At 60.3% G+C, this 23,526-nt stretch carries 18 protein-coding genes and 1 riboswitch; of the genes, 12 read left to right on the top strand and 6 right to left on the bottom strand.

Translation table 11 applies throughout. From position 1 onward, the window contains the following. Positions 1 to 256: 256 nt before the first annotated feature. Positions 257 to 1,573, top strand: a complete 1,317-nt coding sequence (locus tag KYT97_RS27500) for a plasmid pRiA4b ORF-3 family protein (RefSeq protein ID WP_219111284.1) — start codon at positions 257 to 259, stop codon at positions 1,571 to 1,573. A 69-nt stretch (positions 1,574 to 1,642) separates the two neighbouring features. On the opposite strand, the gene KYT97_RS27495 is transcribed toward KYT97_RS27500, so the two are convergent. Together KYT97_RS27495 and KYT97_RS27490 are read right to left on the bottom strand one after the other, a co-directional pair. Continuing rightward, positions 1,643 to 2,218, bottom strand: a complete 576-nt coding sequence (locus KYT97_RS27495; RefSeq protein WP_033235982.1) for a TerD family protein — start codon at positions 2,216 to 2,218, stop codon at positions 1,643 to 1,645. A gap of 112 nt (positions 2,219 to 2,330) precedes the next feature. Then, positions 2,331 to 5,558: a DEAD/DEAH box helicase gene (locus KYT97_RS27490; protein ID WP_219111282.1), complete on the bottom strand. Its 3,228-nt coding sequence runs from the start codon at positions 5,556 to 5,558 to the stop codon at positions 2,331 to 2,333. 110 nt (positions 5,559 to 5,668) lie between these two features. On the opposite strand from KYT97_RS27490, the gene KYT97_RS27485 reads away from it, so the two are divergent. Both KYT97_RS27485 and KYT97_RS27480 read left to right on the top strand, forming a co-directional pair. Next, the gene (locus KYT97_RS27485) at positions 5,669 to 6,763 is read left to right on the top strand and encodes an alpha/beta hydrolase (RefSeq protein ID WP_219111280.1); all 1,095 of its coding nucleotides are present in this window, start codon (positions 5,669 to 5,671) and stop codon (positions 6,761 to 6,763) included. A 120-nt stretch (positions 6,764 to 6,883) separates the two neighbouring features. Continuing rightward, positions 6,884 to 7,978, top strand: a complete 1,095-nt coding sequence (locus KYT97_RS27480; RefSeq protein WP_219111275.1) for an alpha/beta hydrolase — start codon at positions 6,884 to 6,886, stop codon at positions 7,976 to 7,978. Positions 7,979 to 8,036: 58 nt separating this feature from the next. On the opposite strand, the gene KYT97_RS27475 is transcribed toward KYT97_RS27480, so the two are convergent. Next, complete coding sequence (locus KYT97_RS27475) at positions 8,037 to 9,407, bottom strand: dicarboxylate/amino acid:cation symporter (RefSeq protein WP_033236112.1); 1,371 nt, start codon at positions 9,405 to 9,407, stop codon at positions 8,037 to 8,039. A 319-nt stretch (positions 9,408 to 9,726) separates the two neighbouring features. Between KYT97_RS27475 and KYT97_RS27470 the strand changes: the two genes are divergently transcribed. Beyond that, positions 9,727 to 10,644, top strand: coding sequence for a phosphodiesterase (locus KYT97_RS27470; RefSeq protein ID WP_219111274.1), 918 nt, complete (start codon positions 9,727 to 9,729; stop codon positions 10,642 to 10,644). 6 nt (positions 10,645 to 10,650) lie between these two features. On the opposite strand, the gene KYT97_RS27465 is transcribed toward KYT97_RS27470, so the two are convergent. Further along, entirely contained in the window at positions 10,651 to 12,066 is a 1,416-nt protein-coding gene (locus KYT97_RS27465; protein WP_425332411.1) for a stealth family protein, read from the bottom strand. A gap of 412 nt (positions 12,067 to 12,478) precedes the next feature. Further along, positions 12,479 to 12,592, top strand: a riboswitch (SAM riboswitch). Positions 12,593 to 12,681: 89 nt separating this feature from the next. On the opposite strand from KYT97_RS27465, the gene KYT97_RS27460 reads away from it, so the two are divergent. The 3 genes from KYT97_RS27460 to KYT97_RS27450 all read left to right on the top strand — a co-directional run bounded on the left by KYT97_RS27460 (position 12,682) and on the right by KYT97_RS27450 (position 15,609). Continuing rightward, a complete protein-coding gene (locus KYT97_RS27460; RefSeq protein WP_219111272.1) occupies positions 12,682 to 13,908 on the top strand; it encodes an LLM class flavin-dependent oxidoreductase in 1,227 nt (408 codons plus the stop codon). Positions 13,909 to 13,927: 19 nt separating this feature from the next. After that, positions 13,928 to 15,295, top strand: a complete 1,368-nt coding sequence (locus KYT97_RS27455) for an NtaA/DmoA family FMN-dependent monooxygenase (RefSeq protein WP_219111269.1) — start codon at positions 13,928 to 13,930, stop codon at positions 15,293 to 15,295. An 80-nt stretch (positions 15,296 to 15,375) separates the two neighbouring features. Next, positions 15,376 to 15,609 carry a hypothetical protein gene (locus tag KYT97_RS27450; RefSeq protein WP_219111264.1) on the top strand — a complete coding sequence of 78 codons (234 nt, stop codon included), beginning with the start codon at positions 15,376 to 15,378 and terminating at the stop codon, positions 15,607 to 15,609. Positions 15,610 to 15,612: 3 nt separating this feature from the next. On the opposite strand, the gene KYT97_RS27445 is transcribed toward KYT97_RS27450, so the two are convergent. After that, the gene (locus KYT97_RS27445) at positions 15,613 to 16,038 is read right to left on the bottom strand and encodes a nuclear transport factor 2 family protein (protein ID WP_219111261.1); all 426 of its coding nucleotides are present in this window, start codon (positions 16,036 to 16,038) and stop codon (positions 15,613 to 15,615) included. 378 nt (positions 16,039 to 16,416) lie between these two features. Between KYT97_RS27445 and KYT97_RS27440 the strand changes: the two genes are divergently transcribed. Genes KYT97_RS27440 through KYT97_RS27420 form a run of 5 tightly spaced genes read left to right on the top strand, consistent with a single transcriptional unit; the run spans position 16,417 to position 22,603 of the window. After that, on the top strand, positions 16,417 to 18,021 hold the full coding sequence (locus tag KYT97_RS27440) for an ABC transporter substrate-binding protein (protein ID WP_219111258.1): 1,605 nt from the start codon (positions 16,417 to 16,419) through the stop codon (positions 18,019 to 18,021). A gap of 8 nt (positions 18,022 to 18,029) precedes the next feature. Then, positions 18,030 to 18,986, top strand: a complete 957-nt coding sequence (locus tag KYT97_RS27435) for an ABC transporter permease (protein ID WP_033236002.1) — start codon at positions 18,030 to 18,032, stop codon at positions 18,984 to 18,986. After that, positions 18,986 to 19,840: an ABC transporter permease gene (locus KYT97_RS27430; RefSeq protein WP_033236003.1), complete on the top strand. Its 855-nt coding sequence runs from the start codon at positions 18,986 to 18,988 to the stop codon at positions 19,838 to 19,840. Before KYT97_RS27435 ends, KYT97_RS27430 begins: the two co-directional genes overlap by 1 nt. 33 nt (positions 19,841 to 19,873) lie before the next feature. After that, entirely contained in the window at positions 19,874 to 21,574 is a 1,701-nt protein-coding gene (locus KYT97_RS27425) for an ABC transporter ATP-binding protein (RefSeq protein WP_095888574.1), read from the top strand. A 54-nt stretch (positions 21,575 to 21,628) separates the two neighbouring features. After that, on the top strand, positions 21,629 to 22,603 hold the full coding sequence (locus KYT97_RS27420) for a TauD/TfdA dioxygenase family protein (RefSeq protein ID WP_219111255.1): 975 nt from the start codon (positions 21,629 to 21,631) through the stop codon (positions 22,601 to 22,603). Between the two features lie 51 nt (positions 22,604 to 22,654). Here KYT97_RS27420 and KYT97_RS27415 read toward each other — a convergent pair whose 3' ends face one another. Beyond that, positions 22,655 to 23,509 (bottom strand): hypothetical protein, encoded by an 855-nt coding sequence (locus tag KYT97_RS27415; RefSeq protein WP_219111252.1) that lies wholly within the window; start codon positions 23,507 to 23,509, stop codon positions 22,655 to 22,657. Positions 23,510 to 23,526: the final 17 nt, after the last annotated feature.

The following is a 23,526-nucleotide window of genomic DNA, read 5'->3' as shown; positions in this document are numbered from 1 at the left end:
CGAGCGAACGGTACACCCGTCGCCTCGGATCGACCGAACGTACCGTTCGCACCATCACTGGCGGGTTAAAACTCCGCAAACAGGGTACGTAGCGACGACAAAACTCATGGGATGTCAGTAGTTCGTGGCATAGTGAACAGCTATGGTTGGCCTCCGCAACTCCAGTGGCTCGCACCTGCGACTTGTGCCGACAGGATTGGATCAGCAAGAACCCGCTGCTTCACAGCAGACTCCCGCTGTGCCCGAACATCCCTCGATGAACTCGCGTGCACAGCGCGGTTCATTGCCGGCAGGTCTACGAATCTCGATTCGGCTTGAAGAGGTGTCCACGCAGATATCGCGGCGGTTGATTGTCGATTCCGATTTCACGCTCGACGATTTCCATGCCGTAGTTCAACGGGCAATGGGTTGGCACGATATGCATGGACATTCGTGGCGGAAGATCGGCACACGGTTTCCTGGTGATTTTCTGGAATACGCTCCGCGCAATCGTGTGTCTGATCGTCGTAGCCGCGGCCAGAGCGCAGTCGCCGAGAACGAGGTCCACGTTCACGAAGTTCTGATGTCTCCCGGTGACATGATCCAGTACCGGTACGGACGAGCCGGTGCTTGGCGGCATTCTGTGACTCTCGAATCGGTTGACGACGAGGCCGCGGACAAACCCGCGGTGTGCATCGAAGGTGTTGGTGCGTGCCCGCCCGAAGAATGTGCGGGACCTGAAGAATTCGAGCAACTATTGCGGGTGCTGCTTTCCGAGGAATTGCGCTCTCGGGAGTGGACTCTGGAGTGGGCACAAACCGATTTCGAGCCGAATAAGTTTGTGTTGGAGGAGGTCAACGAGCGTTTGGCTCGTTGTGTCGGAACGGTGGCGCGCGAGTCCGCTATCGCGTCGTTCCCACGCACCTTCGATATCTGGAATCTTTTCGAATTGCTCGCGCCGGCCAGCGCACCTGAGTTGCATGACGTCTTTTCGATGGCGCGACTCGATGATCGGTCCGAGTCTTCGTCGCAGATACGTGTTGCTGTGGGCGCGCGGCTTCAGATGTTGCTGACGTTGATCGGTGACGATGGAATCGATGTCGAGTCATTTCTGTCGACGGTCGATGCGGCGCTGGACCAGCCGGAACTCGACCCGGTTAATCTTCCCAAGGCTCAGCGTTTGTTTGTGCTGCTCCGAAGCTGGGGTTTGGCCAGGAAGCTGAAGGGCCGGATTGTCCTGACTCGCCGTGGGCGTTCAGCGAGTGCAGATGCAGACGTGTTGTGGAATTGCATTGTCCACGGGGTTCCTGTTGCGTCGGCGGGACCTGCGCGGGCGATTGAACTTCTTGTCCTGCTCGCTGTTGCCGCGGGGCTGGAGCCGTCGGATCGACATCACCTTGTTGCGGGAACTCTTGGCCAGATCCGATCGTCCCCGGTGTTGGTTGCAGAGCCTGCGATTCCGGGCAAGTCTGCCGGCACCACGATCGAGGTTCTCGATCTGGTCGGCGCGATTGGATACGACCTGGTAGGGATGATCTCGACGTCGGATATGCCCTGGGCGCAGTATCTTGCGCGGGCAGTCCTTCAGCGCTAAAAGTACCGCTGGAACGAACATGGGGTCCGAGCCTGATTCAGGCTCGGACCCCATGTTCGTGACGCGATGTCAGATGTTGACGCCGTAGTCACGGGCGATGCCCGCTAGGCCTGACGCGTATCCCTGGCCGATTGCCCGGAACTTCCACTCGTTGTTGTGCCGGTACACCTCACCGAAGAGCATGGCTGTCTCTGTGGACGCATCTTCGGACAGGTCGTAGCGAGCAAGCTCTGATCCGGTGGAGAGGTCGACCACGCGAATGTAGGCATTGGTGACCTGGCCGAAGGATTGGAGGCGCGCGTCGGCGTCGTGGATCGATACCGGGAAGAAGATGTTGGTGACGTTGGGCGGTACCGCCGGGAGGTCGATGTTGATTACCTCGTCGTCTCCGTCGCCTTCGCCGGTGAGGTTGTCGCCGGTGTGCTCGATGGCACCGTCAGGGGACCGTAGGTTGTTGTAGAACACGAAGTGAAGATCGGAAAGTACCTTGCGTTCCGGGCCGGTGACCAACGCACTGGCATCAAGGTCGAAGTCAGCGCCACTGGTACTTCGTGCGTCCCATCCAAGTCCGACAGCGATTTTGGTCAGATTGGGTGCTGCTTTCGACAGAGATACGTTGCCGCCCTTGGCAAGTGTGACGCCCATTCAGGTTCCTCTCGTTCGAATGTGGTGATATCCGCATTCGTGAGTTCTGTGTTGTCCGTTCACAAATAACCATACCGTTCCCCGAGATTACGGGGTGGGACAAGCCTGGCGTTCACTCGAATAGCGAACGGATGTCTTCGGCGCCCAGAGTGGAACTGAGGAGCTCGTCGGAGTCCATCACGCTGGCGAACAGCGCGGATTTCTTGGCTTTGAGAGCCATCACCTTGTCTTCGATCGTGTCCTTGGCGATGAGGCGGTACACCATCACGTTCTTGGTTTGGCCGATGCGATGTGCTCGGTCCACGGCTTGAGCTTCGGTGGCGGGGTTCCACCACGGATCGAGAATGAAACAGTAGTCGGCCTCGGTGAGGTTGAGCCCGAAGCCACCTGCTTTGAGACTGATCAAAAACACTGGCGCAGCACCGGTTTTGAACTTTTCCAACACGTCGCCGCGGTCGCGCGTGCTGCCGTCGAGATAGCAGTGCTCGATGTTATCGGCGTCGAGGCGGCGGCGAACGGCGTTGAGGAAACCGGTGAACTGACTGAAGATCAAGGCGCGGTGTCCGCCGGCGATGACGTCGTCCAATTGCTCGAGAAGTGCGTCGACTTTGGCTGACGGGATCGTGGCGTGCTTGTCGTCGATCAGCGAGGCGTCGAGGCTGAGTTGGCGAAGTAGTGTCAGTGACGCGAGGATGGTGAAACGGTTCTTGTCGACGTCGGACAGCAAGCCGAGGATCTTCTGGCGTTCGCGTTGGAGATGCGTGTCGTAGAGCGCGCGATGCTTGGGGTAGAGGTCGATCTCGAGTACTTGTTCTTGCTTTGCCGGTAGGTCGCGAACCACCTGCTCCTTGGTGCGCCTGATCATCAACGGTTTGACACGTCGGCGCAGTTGTTCCAATCGCGCTGTGTCCCCGCCATTTTCGATCGGCCGACGGTACAGTTCGGTGAAGTGGGCGGAATTCGGAAAGAGTCCGGGAGCCGTGATCGCAAGCAGTGACCACAGTTCGGAAAGGTTGTTCTCCATAGGTGTGCCGGTGATGGCGAGTTTGAACGGCGTCTCGAGTTTTCGGGCGCACTGGTGGACTTTGGATTTGTGGTTCTTTGCGAACTGGGCTTCATCGAGGATGAGGCCGGACCAGCTGTTGGCAGAATAGGCGTCGGAGTCGAGGCGGAGCAACGCGTACGACGTGATGACGATGTCGGCGCCGATAACGATGTCGGTGAGATCGAGGTTCTGTCGTTTGAGTGTCCCGGTGACGATGACCGTACTGAGTTCTGGTGTGAATCTGGCTATTTCGGATTTCCAGTTGGAGACAACGCTGGTCGGGGCAACGATCAGAAAAGGTGGTGCCGCCGGATCGGATTGGCGTGCACGGGCAATCATCGCCAGTGTTTGAAGCGTCTTGCCGAGCCCCATGTCGTCGGCCAGTATTCCGCCGAGTCCGTGTTCCAGAAGGAAATTGAGCCACCGGAATCCGTCGACCTGATAGGGACGCAATGTGGCCAGCAATGTCGACGGGACATCCACGTGGTCGATGGAGGCATGGGTGAGCAACCCGTCGACCTGCTTTTTCCACTGCGCTGCTTGATGTTCGACGATTCCGAGCGACGTGAGATCGTCCCAGAGTCCGGCTTGGAACTTGCTGATTCGCAGCGGACCGTTGGGGCGGTCGAGGAGTGAGCGTGCTTCCGCGATGAGGCGTTGCAGTTCACGGAGTTCGGGTTTGTCGAGGCTGAAGTATGCGCCGTCGGGCAACAGCAGTTCGGTGGCGCCGATGCTGAGGGCGGCAAAGATTTCGGCAAAGGGTACTTCTTGGCCGTCGGCGTTGACGGTGACCCCGAGGTCGAACCAGTCCGATCCGACGCTGTCCGGCGAAGCGCTGGTGGAGAGCCCGATGACAAGCGAATCATCGGTGGCGCGATAGTTGGCTGGTGTCCCGTCGATGGTGACGTCAGCGTCCGGATGGTCACGGAGCAACGGAAGGACATCGAGTGTGAATCGCATCGTGTCCAGGCCCGCCAATGAACCGTGGACCAGTTCTCGCGTGTGTGGCCGAGTGGTGTCGGAGGGGCCGAACAGGGGGCTCACGGTGTCGAGGATGGATTGTTCCTTGGCTGGAGAGCGGCCGTCGAGTGACCCGGGATGTTCACCCACGCCTACGGTCAATCGATCGTTCCCGATGGTGTAGTGCCACTCGCACGTCAGGTCGACACGATGATCATCGCCGTACTTCGCTCGCAGGTGAAGGACCGGACCGCTGATCTCGGGTGACGCGTACGAATTGTCGCTGGAGACGATGTCGGCAATTGAGCTGAGTCTGACCGCGAAGCGGGAGGTGAAGGTTTCGCGGTGTTCTGCCGGCACGTCGATGGCGTCGCCTGCGTTGATGAAGTCCTTGAGGGCGGGGGAGACGGAGGTGTTCAGCGGTGCCAACCGGATTCTGCCGTCGTGGTCGACTGCGTAGATGCCGTGGACAGTGCTACCGATTGTTCCCCAGATCGGTGGGGTTGGCTCTGATGTTCTCTCGCCGTCGTTCGTGAAAAATGGGCGCGGTGTGACCTGAAGTCCGTTGTCCGGACCGTGCGTCACGTCGATGCACACGTCCACTCCGTCATCGATCAATACTGGTCCGAGGCTCGGCTTGGCATGGAGGAGTGGGATGCCGGCATTGCGCGCCTCGGCGAGCAACGCCCACAGGCCAGGACTGGGGAAGTCCGCCAGATCGAAATCGGTGGCGTTGTAGTGGCGGTACGCCGTCCTGGCACTTATCAGTAGGTGGATGTCATTGAGTATCCGGATGTGTTGCGCCGGGTGTTGGTGGAAGCTGCCCAGCTTGTTCCACGCGAGGCCCCCGGAAATCCATCCCCGCGCGCCTGGTTGCACGGGTTTGACCAGTAGTTGGTTTCGTGGGCCGTTGGTGCGCAGAGTGAATTGAATGCCAAGATCACTGGCGCCTCGTTCGACAGGATTCGGCCGAAGTAACGCCCGGATCGAGTCTTCCCAGTTCTTGGGCGCCGGTGGTTGTGAGGACCTCGCCGCGGCAGCTATGACCAGGGCAGCGACGTGCTTACAGTTCATGCGCACCGGGCACGTGCAAATGCCACGGAGGATCGTGGCGACGTTGGTGGTGTTGTTATGGGTGCGCCGGCTGAGGAAGACCGTAGATACGTACTCCTCGTTGCCGATTACCTCGCCTTCGAGAGTCTGGGTCGCCTCGTCCCACTCGAATTCGCGAACGGCTCCTTGGCGGAAATAGTCGAGTCCGCGTTGAAATGTGGTTGTGCCGACTACAGCGCGGATTTGGTCCAGGTCGAGGACTAGGACTGATTCCGGCTGCATCTTTCCACCCTAATCCGCGAGTCCGACACCGCTGTGAAACAGCGGTAATGACCGCCGATTTTAAACTGGACGGTATGTTCACTTTGTCGGATTAGAAATTGGGAGTCTGGATGAATGTCCATGTGAACACGCGTGCGCGGATTGGGAAGCTCGGGGCCGCGCTGATCGCGGCGTGTGTCGCGACCGCGCCGCTGGTCGGTGCCGGTACGGCCAACGCGCAGCAGAGCACCGGCAGTATCGGAAGTTTCGATTTCGGATCGAGTGTTCCCGAGATATTTCGGGATGATCCCGGACCGCTTCCAGTTCTGCGCGACGACATAGTGGCACCGGCAATTGTGGGTGAAGTGCACACCGGAGCGCAGGCGTCGCGCCTGACTGTTGCGTCGCCGGCCTTGAAGCGCGAGGTGGGTGTCGAGGTGCTACTTCCGGCCGACAACTCGGTTCCGCGCCCGACGCTTTACATGCTGCAGGGCGTCGACGGTGGTGAGGGCTCGAACGGCTGGGTGACCATGGGCGGCGCCCCCGCGTTTTTTGCTGACAAGAATGCCCATGTCGTCATGATCAACGGGGGATCAGCGAGCTTGTTCTCGGATTGGGAGAACGAGGATCCGGCGCTCGGATTGCACAAGTGGGAAACCTTCATCGCGAAGGAGTTGCCACCGTTGATCGACGCTCACTTCGGGACCAACGGCGTCAATGCAATCGCCGGGACGTCGATGGGTGCGCAGGGCGCGATGATGCTCGCTCATCGGTATCCGGATCTGTATCGCGGCGTCGCGGTGTTCAGCGGTTGCTATTCGACGATGGATACCTGGGGCCGAACCAGCGTGCAGGCGACGATTACCTCGCGCGGCGGTGATCCGGTCAATATGTGGGGAGAGCTCGGTGGGCCCGAGTGGGAAGCACATGATTCGGTGTTGAACGCAGAAAGCCTGCGCGGCAAGGAGATCTACATCTCCACTGCCAACGGCGCCCCCGGGGCGGATGAAACGCTGCAGACGCCGGAACTGCTCGAGCGGCTGGTTGTCGGCGGCGGGATCGAGGCTGCCGCAAAGGTGTGCACCAAGTTGTTCGATCAGCGATTGCGTTCACTTGATATCGACGCCACCGTGGACTACGAGCCCAACGGCACCCATGCGTGGGCGTACTGGCGTGAGCGCTTGCCGAAGGCGTGGCCGACGCTGTCGAAGGCTCTGGGTGTCTGACGATACATGCGCAGCTGTCGTTTCGCCGCTGATCAGGCGTGGTGCGATGGGCCAGCGGGTGAGTGTGTCCGAATTACACGGTATCTTTCAAATGACTGTATTTAATTGTTTGGGAGCCTGATGTCGAAGTGCCTGACCCCGCTCACCCCCGTGAGGCGGGCGGGAATCGTTGTAACCACTGCGTGTGTGTTCGGACTGCAGGTGCTCGGTATCACTTCGGTAGGCGCGACGCCGATCTCCGACAGTCTCGAGACGTTGGAATACGGTTCGACTGTGCCCGGGTCCATGCAGGGCGACCCAGGGGCACCAGCACAACTGTTGGACGGCATTACGGCCCCCGCAATTGTCGGAGAGAACGTGACTGGACCGCAGTCCGTTCGGCTGACGGTGGCATCTCCCGCCTTGCGACGTGACGTCGGCGTCGAAGTTATCCTTCCCGCGGACAACTCTGCGCCGGGACCTACCCTTTATCTCCTGGATGGTGCCGACGCTCAGGAGAAGTCCAGTGGGTGGGTGCGGTACGGCGTCGCGCCGGATTTCTTTGCCGACAAGAACGTCAACGTCGTGATGATCAACGGCGGCAAGGCCGGCATGTACACGGATTGGGAGAACGAGGATCCGGCACTTGGACTGCACAAGTGGGAAACGTTCATTGCGAAAGAGTTGCCCTCGCTCCTGAACGCGAGATTGAACACCAACGGCGTCAATGCAATTGCGGGCATTTCGATGGGCGCGCAGGGTGCGATGATGCTCGCCCACCGAAATCCGGGCCTGTACAAAGGTGTGGCGGGTTTCAGTGGGTGCTACTCGACCACGGACACCTGGGGGCGCGCCAGCATCCAATCGACGGTCACGTCGCGCGGCGGAAACACCGACAACATGTGGGGGATTCCAGGCGGGCCGGAATGGGAAGCGCACGATTCGCTCCTCAATGCCGAGCAACTCCGCGGAACGGAAATCTACTTGTCCGTCGCGACGGGCGTGGCGGGCGAGAACGAAAATTTGCAGACGCCTGACTTGGCCGATCGTCTGGTCGTCGGTGGCAGTATCGAGGCGGTTGCACACATGTGTACCAAGGCTTTCGACCAGCGTCTCACCGCACTCGGTATCGATGCCACGATCGACTACGAACCGACCGGCACGCACTCGTGGCCGTACTGGCGTGAGCGTTTCCCCAAAGCGTGGCCAACTTTGGCCAAGGCGCTCGGTATCTGACCAGAAAAGATGTCCCCACACCGATCGCGGTGCGGGGACATCTTTTGGTGTGGCCGAATTATGCGTCGACGAGTTCTTCGGCAAACGGATTACCGTTGCGAGGCGCGTTGAAGCGGGCCGTGTCGAGGATGCCTTCGCGCTTGGCCACTATCACCGGGACGAGTGCCTGCCCGGTGACGTTGACGGCCGTACGGCCCATGTCGACGATCGGTTCGACGGCAAGCAGCAGGCCCACGCCGGCAAGCGGCAGTCCGAGTGTCGAGAGCGTCAGGGTGAGCATGACTGTTGCGCCGGTAGTTCCAGCGGTAGCGGCCGAACCGATAACCGACACGACAACGATCAAGAGGTAGTCGGTGAAGTTGAGCGGAACGTCGTAGAAGCCGGCAACAAAGATGGCGGCGATTGCGGGATAGATTGCGGCGCAACCGTCCATTTTCGTGGTGGCACCCAGCGGCACGGCAAACGACGCGTACTCGCGCGGCACGCCGAGATTGCGCTCGGTGACGCGTTCGGTCAGTGGGAGTGTGCCGATCGACGAGCGGGAAACGAAGCCGAGTTGAGTGGCAGGCCAGACGCCGGAGAAGAAGTTCCGAACCGAGAGGCCGTGTGCAGCAATGAGAGCCGGGTAGACGACAAAGAAGACGATCGCCAGACCGATGTAGACCGCGGCGGTGAATACACCGAGCGATCCGATGGCGTCCCAGCCGTAGGTTGCGACGGCGGTGGCGATCAGGCCGGCGGTGCCGATCGGCGCGAGACGAATGATCCACCACAGCACCTTCTGGATGATTGCCAGGAGGGAAGCGTTGAACTCGAGGAACTTCTCTGCCTTGGCGCCGACCTTGAGCGCCGCGATTCCGATTGCCGCTGCGATGACAAGCAGTTGCAGAACATTGAAGCTCAGTGAGGTTGTCGCGACACCTTCGGTGACTGACGTCTTGGCACCCAGGCCGAGGAAGTTGTTCGGCACCAGGCCCGTGATGAACGCCCACCACGATCCGGAGCTCTTCGGTTCCTTGGCAGATTCGACGGCAACGTCGGTACGTGAACCGGGATCGGTGATCAGGCCGACGACGATGCCGATGATGACCGCGATGAATGCCGTGATCGCGAACCACAACAGAGTCTGCACAGCCAATCGAGCGGCATTGGCAACCTGACGCAGGTTTGCGATGGAACTGACGATGGCGGTGAACACCAGCGGAATGACCGCGACCGTCAGCAGTTTGACGTAGCTGCTGCCGATGGTCTGGACAGTTCCGACGAGCCAGTTCACATTGCCGTCGGCGGCGTCAGGCATCGCGCGGGCAACCAGACCGAGAATGACACCGATAACCAGACCGGCAACAATCTGAGGTCCGAATGACGTTGCCCACGAGGGGAACCGGGTTTTTGATTCCGGCACGCCGGTAGAGGTGGAGCTGGGCATGACAATGCCTTTCAAAAAATTGAAGAGAGCGAAACGCGGCACGCCGTGAAGAAGTTCAGGCGGGGTTTCGTGAAAATGTTTCCTGGTACGCGTCTATCAGGCCGAGCGCGGACACATTGCGCTCGCCTGCAGGCGAAGGTCGACGTAGCGTCGAGAGGTCAGGAACAACACTGCGAAGACTCTACTCGCAGCTTCAACTACCGATGATTCCGGGCGGTCCATGGGTGTGCGTGAACGAGGGCCGGAGACTCGATGACTACTGTCGAGGTTCGGTAGGTGCACCGGTACCTGCGCGTCGGCTAGCGGAAGCGAGAGACCGATGAGCGTTCGACATGCCGAATATCCACGTCCGAAGCACTTCCTGGTGCATATAAGCGACACGCACCTCGTCGAGGGTGGGGACCTGTACGGCGCCGTCGACGCGACAGCTCGACTGCGGCAGATTCTTGCCGGCGTCGAGGCGTCAGGGGCGCGTCCGCGGGCGTTGGTGTTCACCGGCGATCTCACCGACAAAGGGGAGTCGGACGCGTACGAGACGCTGAAATCGATCGTGGAACCGGTGGCAGGCAGACTTGGTGCCGAGGTCATCTGGGTGATGGGTAACCACGACGATCGGGAACACTTCCGGACGCGGTTGTTGAACGAGTCACCGTCGACCCGGTCGGTCGATCGGGTCTACGACATCGACGGTCTCCGCATCATCACGCTCGACTCCACTGTTCCCGGCCACCACTACGGATCGATCAGCGACGCCCAGTTGGATTGGCTGCGAACACAATTAGCGACTTCAGCGCCCGACGGAACGATTCTCGCCCTTCACCACCCGCCGATTCCCTGTATCCAGGATCTGGCTGTGCTGGTCGAACTACGAGATCAGCCCCGGCTGGCCGAAGTGCTCCGGGGAAGTGACGTGCGGGCAATTCTGGCGGGTCACCTGCATTACTCGACGTCGGCGACGTTCGCGGGAATTCCCGTGTCTGTCGCATCGTCGGCCTGCTACACCCAGGACCTCAACGTAGCGGTCGGCGGACAGCGTGGCCGAGACAGCGCACAAGGCTGCAATCTCGTCCACGTGTACGCCGACACGATTGTTCATTCGGTAGTGCCGCTCGAGCGCGACGACGTTGTCCGCGACGATACGGTGGGTGAGGCCGTCAGCGCCCGCGACGCTGCGGCGCGTCTGGCGGACGCAGGCATTCGCATCGGTGAGCACAACGATATTGCCGTCGCGCAGTAGTATCCGTCAGGCCTCCCACGGCGCTTTGACGGGATAGTAGTTCTCGAGGAATTCGGTGACCTTACGGGTACGTAGTTCGAGATCGATTTCCGGTTCACTACCGTCGTTGAGGCAGAAGAAATCCATCGAACGGTCTTTGAGTAGTGAATTCATCTGTCGCAAACCGGCTTTGACAGTGGTGTCGACGTATTTGACGGTAGCCGACTTCTGTACGACGGAGCGGCCGCTCATCAGCGCGTAGTAGTGGTACAGCGAATTGGTGACCGAAATGTTGGTGCTTGCGCGGAAGGTACTCGCAGCGGTGGCCGCAAAATCGTCCGCGAATTCGCGTTCCATTTCCGCCATGACACTTTTGCGTAGCGGGGTGGCGGCATGCTCGAGGTGTCGAGTTGTCATCAATCCGAATCGCTCTTGTAGTAGACGTCGATTGACCCGAGCCGCATTCTCGAATCCGCTGCGATCGTCGTCGTTGTGTCCCAAACCTATTCGCGTATCCGCCTCGATGAACATGCTGATTCCACCGGGCGAGAAGAACATGTCGGGGCCGACGGATCTGCCGAAGAACATGTCGTCGTTCGAATAGAGGAAATGTTCGGAGAGTCCGGGGATGTGATGCAGTTGGCATTCGACCGCTTGAGAATTGTGAGTGGGCAGTACAGACGGGTCGGCAAAGAACTTTTCGCTGGGCATGAAAGTGACCCGAGGATCGTCGGCCAGCCAGGCCGGACGATCGGAATCGGTGGCGACAAAGATTCTTCGGATCCACGGCGCATACATGTGCACGGACCGTAGTGCGTACTTCAATTCGTCGATTTGACGGAATCGTGCTGCGGATTCGTCACCTTCACCGACAATGTAGTTCTGCATCCGAAGTGCGCGTTGCGCCTGAAATTCCTCGGAAGAACCGTCCACCCAGGAAAAGACGAGGTCGATGTCGAAATTGATGTCGGAGGCATGGGCGGCAAACATGTTCTCGATCGTCGGCCACACACGGCCGAAACGCTCCACCGTTCCACGAACTGCTTCTTCCGGACGCACCGTCCGCCGGGTCAGTGAATTTTCGATGGGCAAAACGATCTCTGTGTCGGACATCGACCACAGTTCGATCTGAAGTCCGATATTCGCGCCGTAGTTGAGACCACTCGCCAGATGAACACGCGGCCGAAAAAGTCGAAAGATGCGGGCTTTTGGTGTGGTGGACAGTGCGCCGTCGGCTATCAAGAGCGCTGGACTCTTCTTAGCGTCGAGAGTCTTCGAATAGAAGGGTGTGTTCTGGCATCCGTCGATCAGCGCGCGGCGCAATTTCTTTCGGTTGTCCCAGTTGACCGCGATGACTGCTCGTTCGTCGTTGCCGCGTACGAGGAGGTATTCGACACCTGCCGCGTCGAGAATATCGCGGATGAACAGCAGGTCCTCGATCATCGCTTCGAGCGGGGTTGTGGTGACGATAGGGAGGGCAAACCGATTCTTGAACCGCACAGTTTCCGGACGGTCCTCCAATCGAGCGCGCACGGAGGACGAGACGGGTTTCACTGTGTCAGTGGTGTCCTGCTCCGGGGGTACGAAGTAGATGTCGTGCGGAGCGGGAGATTGTGTGATGACGTGCCTTTCGATGACAGGGCGCGCGGAGGCGGTGTCGTGCCAGTCTAGTCGGGAATTGGAGCGATTCGTGTTGGTGGGGAGTTTGCGCATACTCGGTACCGACACGCGAATTCGAATCCTCGAGAGTGAAAAGGATCGGGTGTCGGTTGTGGCAGGTGGCGCGTGGTTTCTGCCATCTTCTGGCATCTCGGGTTCATAGGGACCAAGCGCTGTTCTCGATACGATCACAGCAGGTGCAGAGTTCCAGCGACAAGGACCGGCTAGCTGGACGGCAACCCTTCATGCCGATGGGGTGCCCCGGGATCACACCTGGCGACACGCGTGGTGTGTGTCGCAAGCGGCAGTTGCGGCACTACCCGTCAGTGAAAGAGGGCTGACGGTTCTGCGGCCGGCACTGTGCGCTCCCGAGTAGTCCTCGAACAGGAGTAGAAGCCGATGACCTCCACCCTTCCCATCCACCTCGCCGTAGCGCTTGACGGCGCCGGCTGGCACCCGGCGGCCTGGCGAGAACCCCATTCGCGTCCGAGCGAGCTGTTCACCGCGTCGTACTGGACCGATCTCGTTACTACAGCCGAACGCGGTCTGCTCGACTTCGTGAGTATCGAGGACAGTCTTTCCGTACCGGGTAACCCATTCGAGCCAGTCGGTGACGCAGTCGATCGTGTGCGCGCTCGACTGGACGCACATCTCGTGGCAGCCAGGCTGGCACCGGTGACGCGCAATATCGGGTTGATTCCGACGATCACCACGACGCATACCGAGCCGTTTCATGTCTCCAAAGCTGTTGCAACACTCGACTACACGTCGCGAGGCCGCGGCGGGTTGCAGGTGAAAGTCTCAGCGTCCGAAGCGGAGGCCTCGCATTTCGGCCGGCGCGATATCCCCGCGTTGACCGAAGATGATCGGGCGTTGCTGGTTTCAGGCAACCTTCCCGATTTCGTACGGGATCTGTTCGAAGAGTCGGCTGAGGCCGTCGATGTGGTTCGGCGCCTCTGGGACAGCTGGGAGAATGACGCCGAAATTCGTGACGTGGAGCATCGACGGTTCATCGATCGAGACAAGTTGCATTACATCGACTTCGAGGGCAAGTACCTATCCGTGCGTGGACCGTCGGTCACTCCGCGGCCGCCGCAGGGGCAGCCACTTGTCGCAGCTTTGGCACACCAGCGCGTTCCGTACGAGCTGGCTGCTCGAACAGCCGATCTGGTGTTTGTGACTCCTCTCGACGATGGTCAGGTGCCCTCGATTCTCGCCGAAGTGCGGGCGGCGCAGGAACGGGTTGAGCGCTCGGGCGAACCGCTCCGGGTATACGGCGACATTGTTGTGTTCTTCGATGCGGCAGGGGAATCGGGTCGAGAACGACTCGACCGCCTGGACAATGCGTCGGGTACCCAGTACCGCTCTGATGCACTGATCTTCACCGGCACGCCGGCTGAATTGGCCGATCACCTTCTCCGCTGGCAGCAGTTGGGGATCGAGGGCTTTCGTTTGCGACCCGGTGTTGCCGTGGACGATCTTGACACGATTGTGAATGACCTGGTACCAGAACTGCAGAAGCGCAACGTATTCCGCCCAGCGTATCCAGATACGAATCTCCGCGGACTTCTCGGATTGCCGATCGACGTCCCCAACCGCTACGCCGCCGGCACTCCGGCTGCCTGAACAGACGAGGAATACTTTCATGAGTTCTCAGCAGCGTAAGCAGGTCATCTTGGGTGCCTACCTGGGCGGCGTCAACCATCAGACGGCGTGGTGGGATCCGCAGGCGGGCAGCCAGATCGAATTCGACTCCTTCGAACACACCGCTAGAACCGCCGAGCGCGGAAAATTCGACTTCTTCTTCCTGGCAGAAGGACTGGCACTTCGCGAACGCGCGGGACAGATCTTCGATCAGGACATCATCGGCAGGCCGGATACCTTCACGGTGCTCGCCTCATTGGCGGCAGTAACCGAACACCTCGGATTGGCCGGCACCATCAACTCGACGTTCAACGAGCCGTACGAATTGGCCAGACAGTTCGCGACACTTGATCAACTGTCCGGTGGCCGCGCGGCCTGGAACGTCGTGACGTCGTTCGATGCCTTCACCGGGCAGAACTTCCGTCGCGGCGGTTACCTCGATCGTGCGCAGCGGTACGAGCGCGCCGAGGAAACCGTCGCACTCGTCCGTGAAATCTGGGATTCGTGGCGAAGTGACGATATCGTCGCAGACAAGGATTCCGGTCGTTTCCTCGCGCGAGCAGAGGCTGGTGAATTCGCTTTCCACGGATCACAATTCGATGTGAACGGTCGGTTCACTGTTCCGCGCAGTCCGCAGGGTCGCCCGGTCATTCTTCAAGCTGGTGTCTCGCCGCAGGGGCGGGATTTTGCGGCCGGCAATGCCGACGCGATCTTCTCGCCGTACGGGCAACTGCCTGAGGCGTCGGACTTCTATCGGGACATCAAGGCCCGTGCTGTTGCAGCCGGGCGTGATCCGGGTGACATCAAGATTCTGCCGTCGGCGAGCTTTGTGCTCGGCACGTCCGAGGCTGATGCTATCGAGAAGTACCGTGACATTCGCGATCAGCAAGTAACAGGCCAGACGGCGTTGATCCTGCTCGAGCAGATCTGGAATCTCGATCTTTCGGGTTACGACCCGGAAGGACCGCTACCTGATATCGCACCGGATCCCGAAGCATCCCCGATCATTCAAGGACGGGCATTCATCCATCAGGACCGCTTCGAGACCGTCGCGAAGTTGCGCGCCGTGGCCGAGAACAAGAAGCTGAATCTGCGTGAGGTCGTGATCGATCAGTTCGAGCGCGGGCCGATAGTCGGTACAGCGCAACAGATCGCCGAAAAGATCGATTCGTTTGTGCAGAACGACGGTTCTGATGGATTCATCCTTGGTTCGCACCTCGTACCAACAGGATTGGACGAGTTTGTCGACGAGGTAGTACCACTGCTGCAGGATCGTGGCGCTCTGCGCGCCGAATACGAGGGAACGACGCTACGCGACAATCTTGGTCTGGCAATTCCGGCTGATCGTGGTCTTGTGGCGCCGCGATGACGCGTGCGAGTAGCGCGTGGGGATCGGGGTACCCCGACAACGTCGGCACCTAACGTCGGCAGTCCTGGAGGAGGAAGGCCATGCGTGTGAAAAGCCTGGTCGGAGCCGGCGCAGTGGCAGTTGCCCTGGTTGCCGGTCCCCTTGCCCAAGCATCCGCGGAAGGCTCAGTGGCTCCGGGCTCGGATAGCCTGCCAGACTCGCTGACCTGCGAGAGCGTCTTCGACGCCTTGGAGGATCAGAGTCCGGAGTGGACGGAGGAGGGGATCGACCAGGTCGAAGACTGGTGCGAGTCGATCACCGGTGAAGAGGACTGACCGTCAGCCGCGCGCTATGACGCGTCGTGAGAGTCGCCAGCGGCCGTCCTCCAGCTCGAACTCGTCTGCGTAACTTCCGACGCCACTGAGGCGAGGCGCCATGGCGGTGTCGACGTAAAACGTCCATACCGCTTCGGCGCGGGCCGTGGTGTCCGACGTGACCTCGACGGCGACTGCGGTGGTCACGTGGCGGGTGAAGGTCCCCGGTCCCTGAATTCCCGCAGCACGGCGTTCGCGCACACCGGCAGCGATTTCCTCGCGGCCGCGTCGTACCTGGAGCGGCAACCCGCGGTCGGGGTTGGCCGGCATTGTCCACTCGGCCTGCTGAGTGAATTGTTCGACGTAATCGTCGACTGCTCCCGTATCGGCGAGGTGGGCGATCCGCGCGAGTGTGGTTCGGATCTGCTCGGCTGGGCTTTCGGGCTGCATCTGTCTCCTTGGTATTAGGGCGGACCTTCCGGACGCTACCGCGAAGAGCTGGGAATAGTGGGCCCGGTCTCGTTGAGCGGGCCTATTATTCGTGAGTTCGAATCACCGTGAGTCCAACTATTTCCCCAACATAAGGGGAAATGATTAAGTGTGTTCACGAAGGCAAGTGCCTTGAATCTGACCGGAAGGTTTACCGTGTCCGTCCCTCTGCGATGTCTGCGCTGACTTCTTCAGCGCCACACCGGCTGGTGTAGCCCTCATTGCCCACTGAACTTCACGGTTCGGGTTCTTCGAGGCCACCAGGACGACCACTTTCCCTTTTGCGTGCCGCGCTCAGCGCGCGTCGCTGCGCACCCTCATACGAAGGACCACACCTCCGTGAACTCGTCATTTCCGACGGCCGGGCTTGATCGCCGTGCCTTTTTCCGTGGCAGCGCTATTGCCGCATTCGCAATTCTTGGTACCGGCTCACTGGCCGCGTGCTCCTCGGCTGTTGGTGAACAGCGTTCGGATGCAAGTGAATCGGTGGAACCAGTGCGCGGCGGCACGCTCACCCTGGCAATTCCGGACGATGTCAGCCCATCTGCTCTTTTGACCAGCACAACAATTGCCGGCACTACCATCTCCGGGCTTGTCTTCGAGACATTGACCCGCTACCCAATCGATTCCGTAGTGCCGCAACCTCTTCTCGCCAAGGACTGGAAGCTCTCGGACGACGGTCTGACGTTGACACTGAATCTGCGCGACGACGTCACCTTCCACACCGGCCGCCCGTTCACCTCTGCGGATGCGGAGTTTTCGCTGCGTACGTACGCCGATCCCAAGTTCTCCGCACAGCTGCGCAGCACAGCGGCCACCATCACGGGCTTCGACTCCTCGGATCCGAAAAAGCTGGTGCTGACGCTCGCACACCGAACCGGTAACATCTTCGACTTGCTGGACCTGGCGCCGATCTTCGACTCGGAGACCTTCGACAAGGCGGTCAGCGGTGAATCCTTCATCGGGACAGGACCGTTCGTCTTCGCCTCGCGCACCCCGAACAGCTCAATCTCCTTCGATCGCAATCCGAACTACTGGGTTGCGGAGCGTCCCTTCCTCGACCGCGTCGAGGCTCGTATCGTCCCCGATTCACAAGCCCGTCTGACGTCTCTCAAATCAGGTCAGGTTGCGCTCGTCGCCCCGGGATCGTTGACCTTCCGTGATTCTCAGACAGTTGGCAAGACAAGCGGTTTCGCAACTTCAGCTCTCGACGGGGCGGAACTGCAGACGTATCTGGGCGCCAACGTCACGGCTGACGGATTGACCGATGTACGAACCCGGAAAGCCGTGGCGTATGCCATCGATCGGGATCGCATCATGAGTGAGGTGTACCGCGACGCAGGCTACGCCGTGAACCTGCCGTGGCCGAAGTCGTCGCCCGCATACGACGCGGCCAAGAACTCCACGTATACGCGTGACGTTGCCAAGGCTCGGTCACTGGTGAGTGAGGTGGGAACACTGCCGACCATTCCGTTGACGTACACGGGTGCCAGCCCGGACTTCGAAGCGGCAGCCCAGATCGTGCAGGCCAATCTTGCTGAAGCGGGAATTCGCGTCGAGTTGGACCCAGTCGAGGCGACTATCTTCTTCAAGCAGTTGATCGGCGCAGAGTTCAAGGGGCTGTGGCTGACCAGTCACACCTTTGCGCAGTATGTTCCGTCGACGCTGACCGTCAGCGCCTACCCTTTCAATGCCGCGCACAATGCGTCGAAGTTCAGTTCGCCGGCATACTCCGCGGCCGCCGACTCAGCGTGGCAGGTGCCCGACGGTTCGAGCGATGCCGCAAAGAAGCTGTACGCGGACCTCGGTACCCAACTGTTGGAAGAGTTGTTCCTGATCGAGATCGGTGTGGTGGTTCCGCAGGTATCGGCTGCTTCCACCGTGCATGATCTTGCGTGGACCAAAGGCCGTCAGCCACAGTTCGCCAACACCTTCCTGGCTTAGGGGAGAACATGTTTCGCTATGTTGTCGGCCGACTGCCGTCGGCGGTGGTAGTTCTCTTTCTTGCGTCGTTGTTGATTTTCTCGGTAATGCGACTGGTTCCCGGTGATCCGGCCTTGGCGCTGGCCGGTCCCGATGCCACGCCGGAAGCGATTGAGGCGATTCGTCATTCGCTTGGTCTCGACAAGTCGGTCCCCGCTCAGTACCTGTCGTGGATCGGCGACGTTCTGACATTGGATCTGGGTCGGTCGTTTGTCCTCGGTGGTCAGATCTCGGATCTAGTGCTGGCCGGGTTGGGCAATACTGCGGTGCTTGCCGGCAGCGCATTGCTGTTAGCGGTAACGTTGAGCCTGATTCTCAGTGTGGCCGTGGTGGTCTGGCCGAAGAAGTGGCTGACCAGTGTGGTGAACGTGCTCAACACGCTCTCTGTCGCGCTGCCCAATTTTGTGACGGGTGTTCTACTGGTCCTGGTGTTTGCGGTGCTGATCCCGGTGCTGCCTTCCGGTGGTGTTCCTCCGGGCGGGTACCTGGCTCGCCCCGACATCACGCTGCAGTATTTGGTGCTTCCGGCACTGTGCTTGGCCTTGCCGGTCACAGCCGCTCTGACCAGATTTCTCTCGGAGGCCCTGCGCACCGAGATGGCGCAGCAGTATGTGATCACCGCTCAGGCTGCGGGAGTCACGCGCTGGAACCTGGTGACCCGCAGCGCTTTACGCAACGCGCTGCCGACCATGTTGACTGTCCTCGGAATTCAGACCGGGCATCTCCTTGGTGGAGCCGTGCTGGTCGAGGCCATCTTTGCCTGGCCGGGAATCGGTCAACTGATTCAGCAGGGAATCGGTCGGCGCGACTACCCCGTGGTGCAGGTGCTTCTGCTGCTCTCGGTCACGATCTTCGTGCTGATTCAGTTGCTGACAGACATCGTGCACGCCTACCTCGATCCGCGTATCCGCATTGGAGGACAGTAATGACTGTCGTTGATCAACGCCAGGACACGCAGACTCGACGTTCGCACCCGGTTCGTGACGCGCTGACTCACGGCCAGGGACTTGCGGGTGTCCTGATCGTGCTGGTCATCGCAGCGGCGGGCATCGCGGCACCGCTGTTGACGAACTACGGACCCAACGAACAGATCGAGGGCGCAAACCTGTTGGGCGCCAGCGCACAACACTGGTTCGGCACTGATCAGGTGAACCGCGACGTCTTCACTCGCTCGCTGTACGGCATCCGAATCAACCTGGTCATCGTGCTTGTCGCGGTGCCGTTGGGTGCGATCATCGGCTCGCTTGCCGGCTTGATCTCTAGCATCAATCCGGTTGCCGATGTCATCGCGCAACGAATCTTTGATGTGATCCTTGCTTTTCCGCTGCTGATTCTCGCGATCACGCTGGTGGCGATTACCGGTCCCGGTATTTTTCCGGTGGTCGCGGTGATCGTGGCCGCCGAGATCCCTATGTTCGGGCGACTCGTACGTACCAGCGTGCTGAAAGTTCGTGAGCTACCGTTCGTGGAATCGGCGGAAGTGATCGGGGCCGGCCGTTGGTGGGTACTGCGTAAACATGTGCTGCCCAACGTGGTCGAACCGTTGAGCGTGCAGATCGCCCTGTCGATGTCGGTGGCCGTATTTGCCGAAAGTGCGATGAGCTTCCTGGGTATCGGTGTGCGACCGCCGGATCCGTCACTGGGGTCCATCATCTCCGACGCCATCCCCAATCTCGACGTCAATCCCGCTTACGCCGTCGGGCCGCTGATCATCGTCTCCGCCTTGGTCTTGAGTTTCCTCCTGATCGCCCAGGCGCTCGGCAAAGCCCGTCGGATCTGACGCCGCCTAAACGACCACTTCAAGGACACAAGCATGAACGCAGTAAAGCAGCAGGCGGTCCTCGCCATCGAGGATCTGGTGATCCGGTTCGGTACCGCGGATAGCCGACGTGAATCAACCACCGTTGTCGATCAGGTGAATCTCGAAGTGGCACAGGGTGAAATTCTGGCACTGGTCGGAGAATCCGGATCGGGTAAGTCGCTCACAGCGCGTGCAGTCCTCGGCTTGCTCCCGGAAGGGGCTCAGGCAAGCGGCTCGATCGAACTCGGTGGTCAGCAGGTTCTCGGAGCTGACGAGGCAACCTTGAACAAGGTGCGCGGCACCCGCGCCGCAATGGTGTTTCAGGAACCCCAGACCGCACTCAACCCCGTCCAGAAGGTGGGGTGGCAGATTGCTCAGGTCCTGCGGGCGCACGGCAAGATATCCCGGGCCGACGCTCGGGCCCGTGCCGTCGAACTGCTGCGGATGGTGGAGATTCCGGAACCGGAGCGTCGGGTCGATTGGTATCCACATCAGCTGTCGGGCGGTCAGAAGCAGCGAGTAGTTATCGCGCTGGCTCTGTCGGGCTCGCCGGATCTGCTGATCGCAGATGAGCCGACGACTGCACTCGATGTGACGGTGCAGGCCGAGATTCTGCAGTTACTGCGGGATCTGCGCGATCGGTCAGGGACGGCGATTCTGTTGATCACACACAACATGGGAGTCGTTGCGGATATCGCCGATCGCGTGCTGGTGATGAAATCCGGTCAGGTGGTGGAACAGCAGTCGGTTTTCGATCTGTTTGCGTCACCGCGGGCGAGCTACACGCAGGCTCTGCTGGCAGCGGTGCCTCGGCTGCCGGAAGCCGAGCACGCCAAACCAGCAGTTGCGCTGGTCGATGATGTCGAGCGCGCGCTCACCGAGCCCATTCTCCGGTTCGACGACGTCTCGATCGTGTACCCGGCCCGTCTGGGTAACAAGGCGTTTCGGGCTGTTGATCAGGTGAGCCTGAGTGTGCGGCCTGGTGAAGTAGTGGGTCTGGTCGGTGAGTCGGGCTCGGGGAAAACAACTCTCGGGCGCAGCGCGCTGGGTGTCATTCGGGCCAGCAGTGGCACCGTGAGCTTCGACGGAACCGACCTGGGCACGATATCCGCAGCGAATCTTCGAGGTCTGCGTAAGGGTATGGCACTTGTCCATCAGGATCCGGCGGCGTCACTCGATCCCCGGCGGACCGTCGGGCAGAGCATCGGTGAACCCCTCGAAGTCCACCGCTTTGCTACCGGGGCCCTGCTTCGGAACAAGGTCGAGGAGTTGCTCGAATCCGTTCGTCTCCCCAAGTCATTTGCTCACCGGGCACCGGGAGAGTTGTCCGGTGGTCAGCGCCAGCGGGTGGCGCTGGCGCGAGCACTCGCACTCGGGCCACGACTGTTGGTTGCCGACGAGCCGACCAGTGCGCTCGACGTTTCAGTCCAAGCCGACGTTCTTTCACTATTTGCCGACCTACGAGAGGAATACAAGTTCGCATGCCTGTTCATCAGCCACGACTTGGCCGTCGTCCATCAGGTGGCCGACCGGGTAGCGGTGCTGCGCAGCGGGGAATTGGTCGAAGAGGGCCCCGCTGCGGAGGTATTCAGCTCACCGCGCCAGGACTACACCAGGAGATTGGTTGCAGCGGTGCCGCTTCCGGACCCGCTGCGCCAGCGCGAAGGACGGGGAACTACTCGAGTGGAGCCAAGCCTGACTGTTGCTGTCTGACCGATCCGCTCGCACGACACACAACCTTTCACTCTCACTTCACAGGAGAATTTCATGTCTATCACCGAACTCGAACGCGTCGCACTCACCCCTGAAGAGATCTACGCCGCAGGCGGAATCACCGTCCACAAGGTGGGTGAGCTGATTGGCGCACGCATCGACGGCGTTCACCTTTCGGGTGACCTGTCCGCGGAGACCGCGTACGCAATCAACTACGCACTCGCCGCCCACAAGGTTGTATTCTTCCGCGGTCAGCAGCATCTCGATGACGTGTCGCAGTATGAATTTGCCGGCACACTTGGCACGCAGACCACCACCCACCCGACGCTGAAGTCTGCTGACAACAAGCTGCTGGTTCTCGACGGTGCGGCCAGCAGCTGGCACACCGACGTCACATTCATCGACCGTATCCCGAAGGCATCGATCCTGCGCCCCACCACAATTCCCGAGTACGGCGGAGCAACGACCTGGGCGTCCACGACCGCCGCCTACAACCAGCTCCCGCATTCGCTCCAGGTTCTGGTCGAGAACCTACGGGCCGTGCACACCAATGCGTACGACTACTCCGAAATTGTCGACAAGGTGAAGCAGGGCGAGGGCGAGCGTCTGACCAACTACGGAGAGTTCACTCGCGAGATCTACGAAACGGAGCACCCGGTGGTTCGCATCCACCCGGCAACCGGGGAGAAGACCCTGCTGCTGGGTCACTTCGTGAAGGAGTTCGTCGGGCTCAAACCGTCGGAGTCGGTTGCGCTGTTCCAGCTACTGCAGGCACGAGTTATCAAGTTGGAAAACACAGTTCGTTGGGCCTGGGAGGCGGGAGATCTGGCGATCTGGGACAACCAGGCTACCCAGCACTACGGCGTCTCCGATTACGGAACCCAGGCGCGCAGCGTGCACCGAGTGACGTTGGCCGGCGACGTGCCGGTGGACGTCCACGGTGAATCCAGCCGCATCATCAAGGGCGACGCGTCCGAGTTCTCGATCGTCGCGGACATCGAGCGGCTCCCCGGGTTTGCCGCGAACTGATCTGATGTAGAGCGTCTGACAACGAAGCGCGTTTGGTGGCCGATTGTGCGGTCACCAAACGCGCTCGTCGAGTTCAGGGGGCAGCTCGAACATATTTCCCCACGAATGGTGGCACTTAAGGCAACTCCATTGGGGAGTGTTCGGGCCTACGACGCAACCGGTGACCGAGATCCAGGGTCTTTCGTTGTGGAGGTAGGCCGGCATTCCCGGGGAACAGCGCGAGGTCCAGCGAGCCCGGCACTGCGGGCATAGCGGGTGTGTCGAGACCATGTATTCAACAAGGTTCGTGTAAGCGGATGACGCAATTCTGCCCGCGCATTTTCGGCACAGAACGGCCGGACAGTCGTCTCCGGGCTCGAATTGTCTGAAGCTGCGCGACGCCGAGTGAAAATGCATCGAATCCCCGGCTGTGAACTTATTCAAACGCAGCGGCGCATCACAGGCGGTGCATGAGCCGTAGCTGCCGAGTAGGGTCCGGGCGTGGGCAGCGGTTGACGTTGGGTCCGTGGTGTCGATTTCGAAGGAATCGAGACCGACGGCGGAGTGGAGCACCCACAGGATGCGGTCACCGAGTGCGTCGTCGATTTGACCTGTCTCGCTGGGGAATTGGATTGACATTGCCTTTTCGATGTCCGGAACCAGCGGAAGTCGAGAGAAAGTGTCGTAGTTTTCGCTCACTTCCAGGCGAGCCATGCCGTCGGCGAACGGCGCTGTCAGGGTTTCCGCGCAAAGGACAGTTCGGGGATCGGTGTCCAAGACGGTGATCAGGACGTCGCCGGCAGCCATGTGACCGTGAAAGCTCCACGGATCGACTTTCGCCTTGGGTTCGAGAAATGCTACCGCGGCGTCGAGCCAGGGTGTACCGAGAGCGATAAATACGTGCTGACCTGCGCTGCGCGTAATCATCTGCGAAGTATTGCACT

It is taken from the genome of Rhodococcus globerulus, from assembly GCF_019334125.1.
In the GTDB taxonomy this organism is placed as follows: Bacteria; Actinomycetota; Actinomycetes; order Mycobacteriales; family Mycobacteriaceae; genus Rhodococcus_F; species Rhodococcus_F globerula.
The sequence above is the reverse complement of the archived record's forward strand: the minus strand, read 5'-3'. Positions and strand labels throughout refer to the sequence as shown.

Bases quoted from the DNA above. Each gene is read 5' to 3' on its own strand.
- KYT97_RS27500 (WP_219111284.1), top strand. From the start codon at position 257: ATGAACTCGCGTGCACAGCGCGGTTCATTGCCGGCAGGTCTACGAATC.
- KYT97_RS27495 (WP_033235982.1), bottom strand. From the start codon at position 2,218: ATGGGCGTCACACTTGCCAAGGGCGGCAACGTATCTCTGTCGAAAGCA.
- KYT97_RS27490 (WP_219111282.1), bottom strand. From the start codon at position 5,558: ATGCAGCCGGAATCAGTCCTAGTCCTCGACCTGGACCAAATCCGCGCT.
- KYT97_RS27485 (WP_219111280.1), top strand. From the start codon at position 5,669: ATGAATGTCCATGTGAACACGCGTGCGCGGATTGGGAAGCTCGGGGCC.
- KYT97_RS27480 (WP_219111275.1), top strand. From the start codon at position 6,884: ATGTCGAAGTGCCTGACCCCGCTCACCCCCGTGAGGCGGGCGGGAATC.
- KYT97_RS27475 (WP_033236112.1), bottom strand. From the start codon at position 9,407: ATGCCCAGCTCCACCTCTACCGGCGTGCCGGAATCAAAAACCCGGTTC.
- KYT97_RS27470 (WP_219111274.1), top strand. From the start codon at position 9,727: ATGAGCGTTCGACATGCCGAATATCCACGTCCGAAGCACTTCCTGGTG.
- KYT97_RS27465 (WP_425332411.1), bottom strand. From the start codon at position 12,066: ATGATCGAGGACCTGCTGTTCATCCGCGATATTCTCGACGCGGCAGGT.
- KYT97_RS27460 (WP_219111272.1), top strand. From the start codon at position 12,682: ATGACCTCCACCCTTCCCATCCACCTCGCCGTAGCGCTTGACGGCGCC.
- KYT97_RS27455 (WP_219111269.1), top strand. From the start codon at position 13,928: ATGAGTTCTCAGCAGCGTAAGCAGGTCATCTTGGGTGCCTACCTGGGC.
- KYT97_RS27450 (WP_219111264.1), top strand. From the start codon at position 15,376: ATGCGTGTGAAAAGCCTGGTCGGAGCCGGCGCAGTGGCAGTTGCCCTG.
- KYT97_RS27445 (WP_219111261.1), bottom strand. From the start codon at position 16,038: ATGCAGCCCGAAAGCCCAGCCGAGCAGATCCGAACCACACTCGCGCGG.
- KYT97_RS27435 (WP_033236002.1), top strand. From the start codon at position 18,030: ATGTTTCGCTATGTTGTCGGCCGACTGCCGTCGGCGGTGGTAGTTCTC.
- KYT97_RS27430 (WP_033236003.1), top strand. From the start codon at position 18,986: ATGACTGTCGTTGATCAACGCCAGGACACGCAGACTCGACGTTCGCAC.
- KYT97_RS27425 (WP_095888574.1), top strand. From the start codon at position 19,874: ATGAACGCAGTAAAGCAGCAGGCGGTCCTCGCCATCGAGGATCTGGTG.
- KYT97_RS27420 (WP_219111255.1), top strand. From the start codon at position 21,629: ATGTCTATCACCGAACTCGAACGCGTCGCACTCACCCCTGAAGAGATC.
- KYT97_RS27415 (WP_219111252.1), bottom strand. From the start codon at position 23,509: ATGATTACGCGCAGCGCAGGTCAGCACGTATTTATCGCTCTCGGTACA.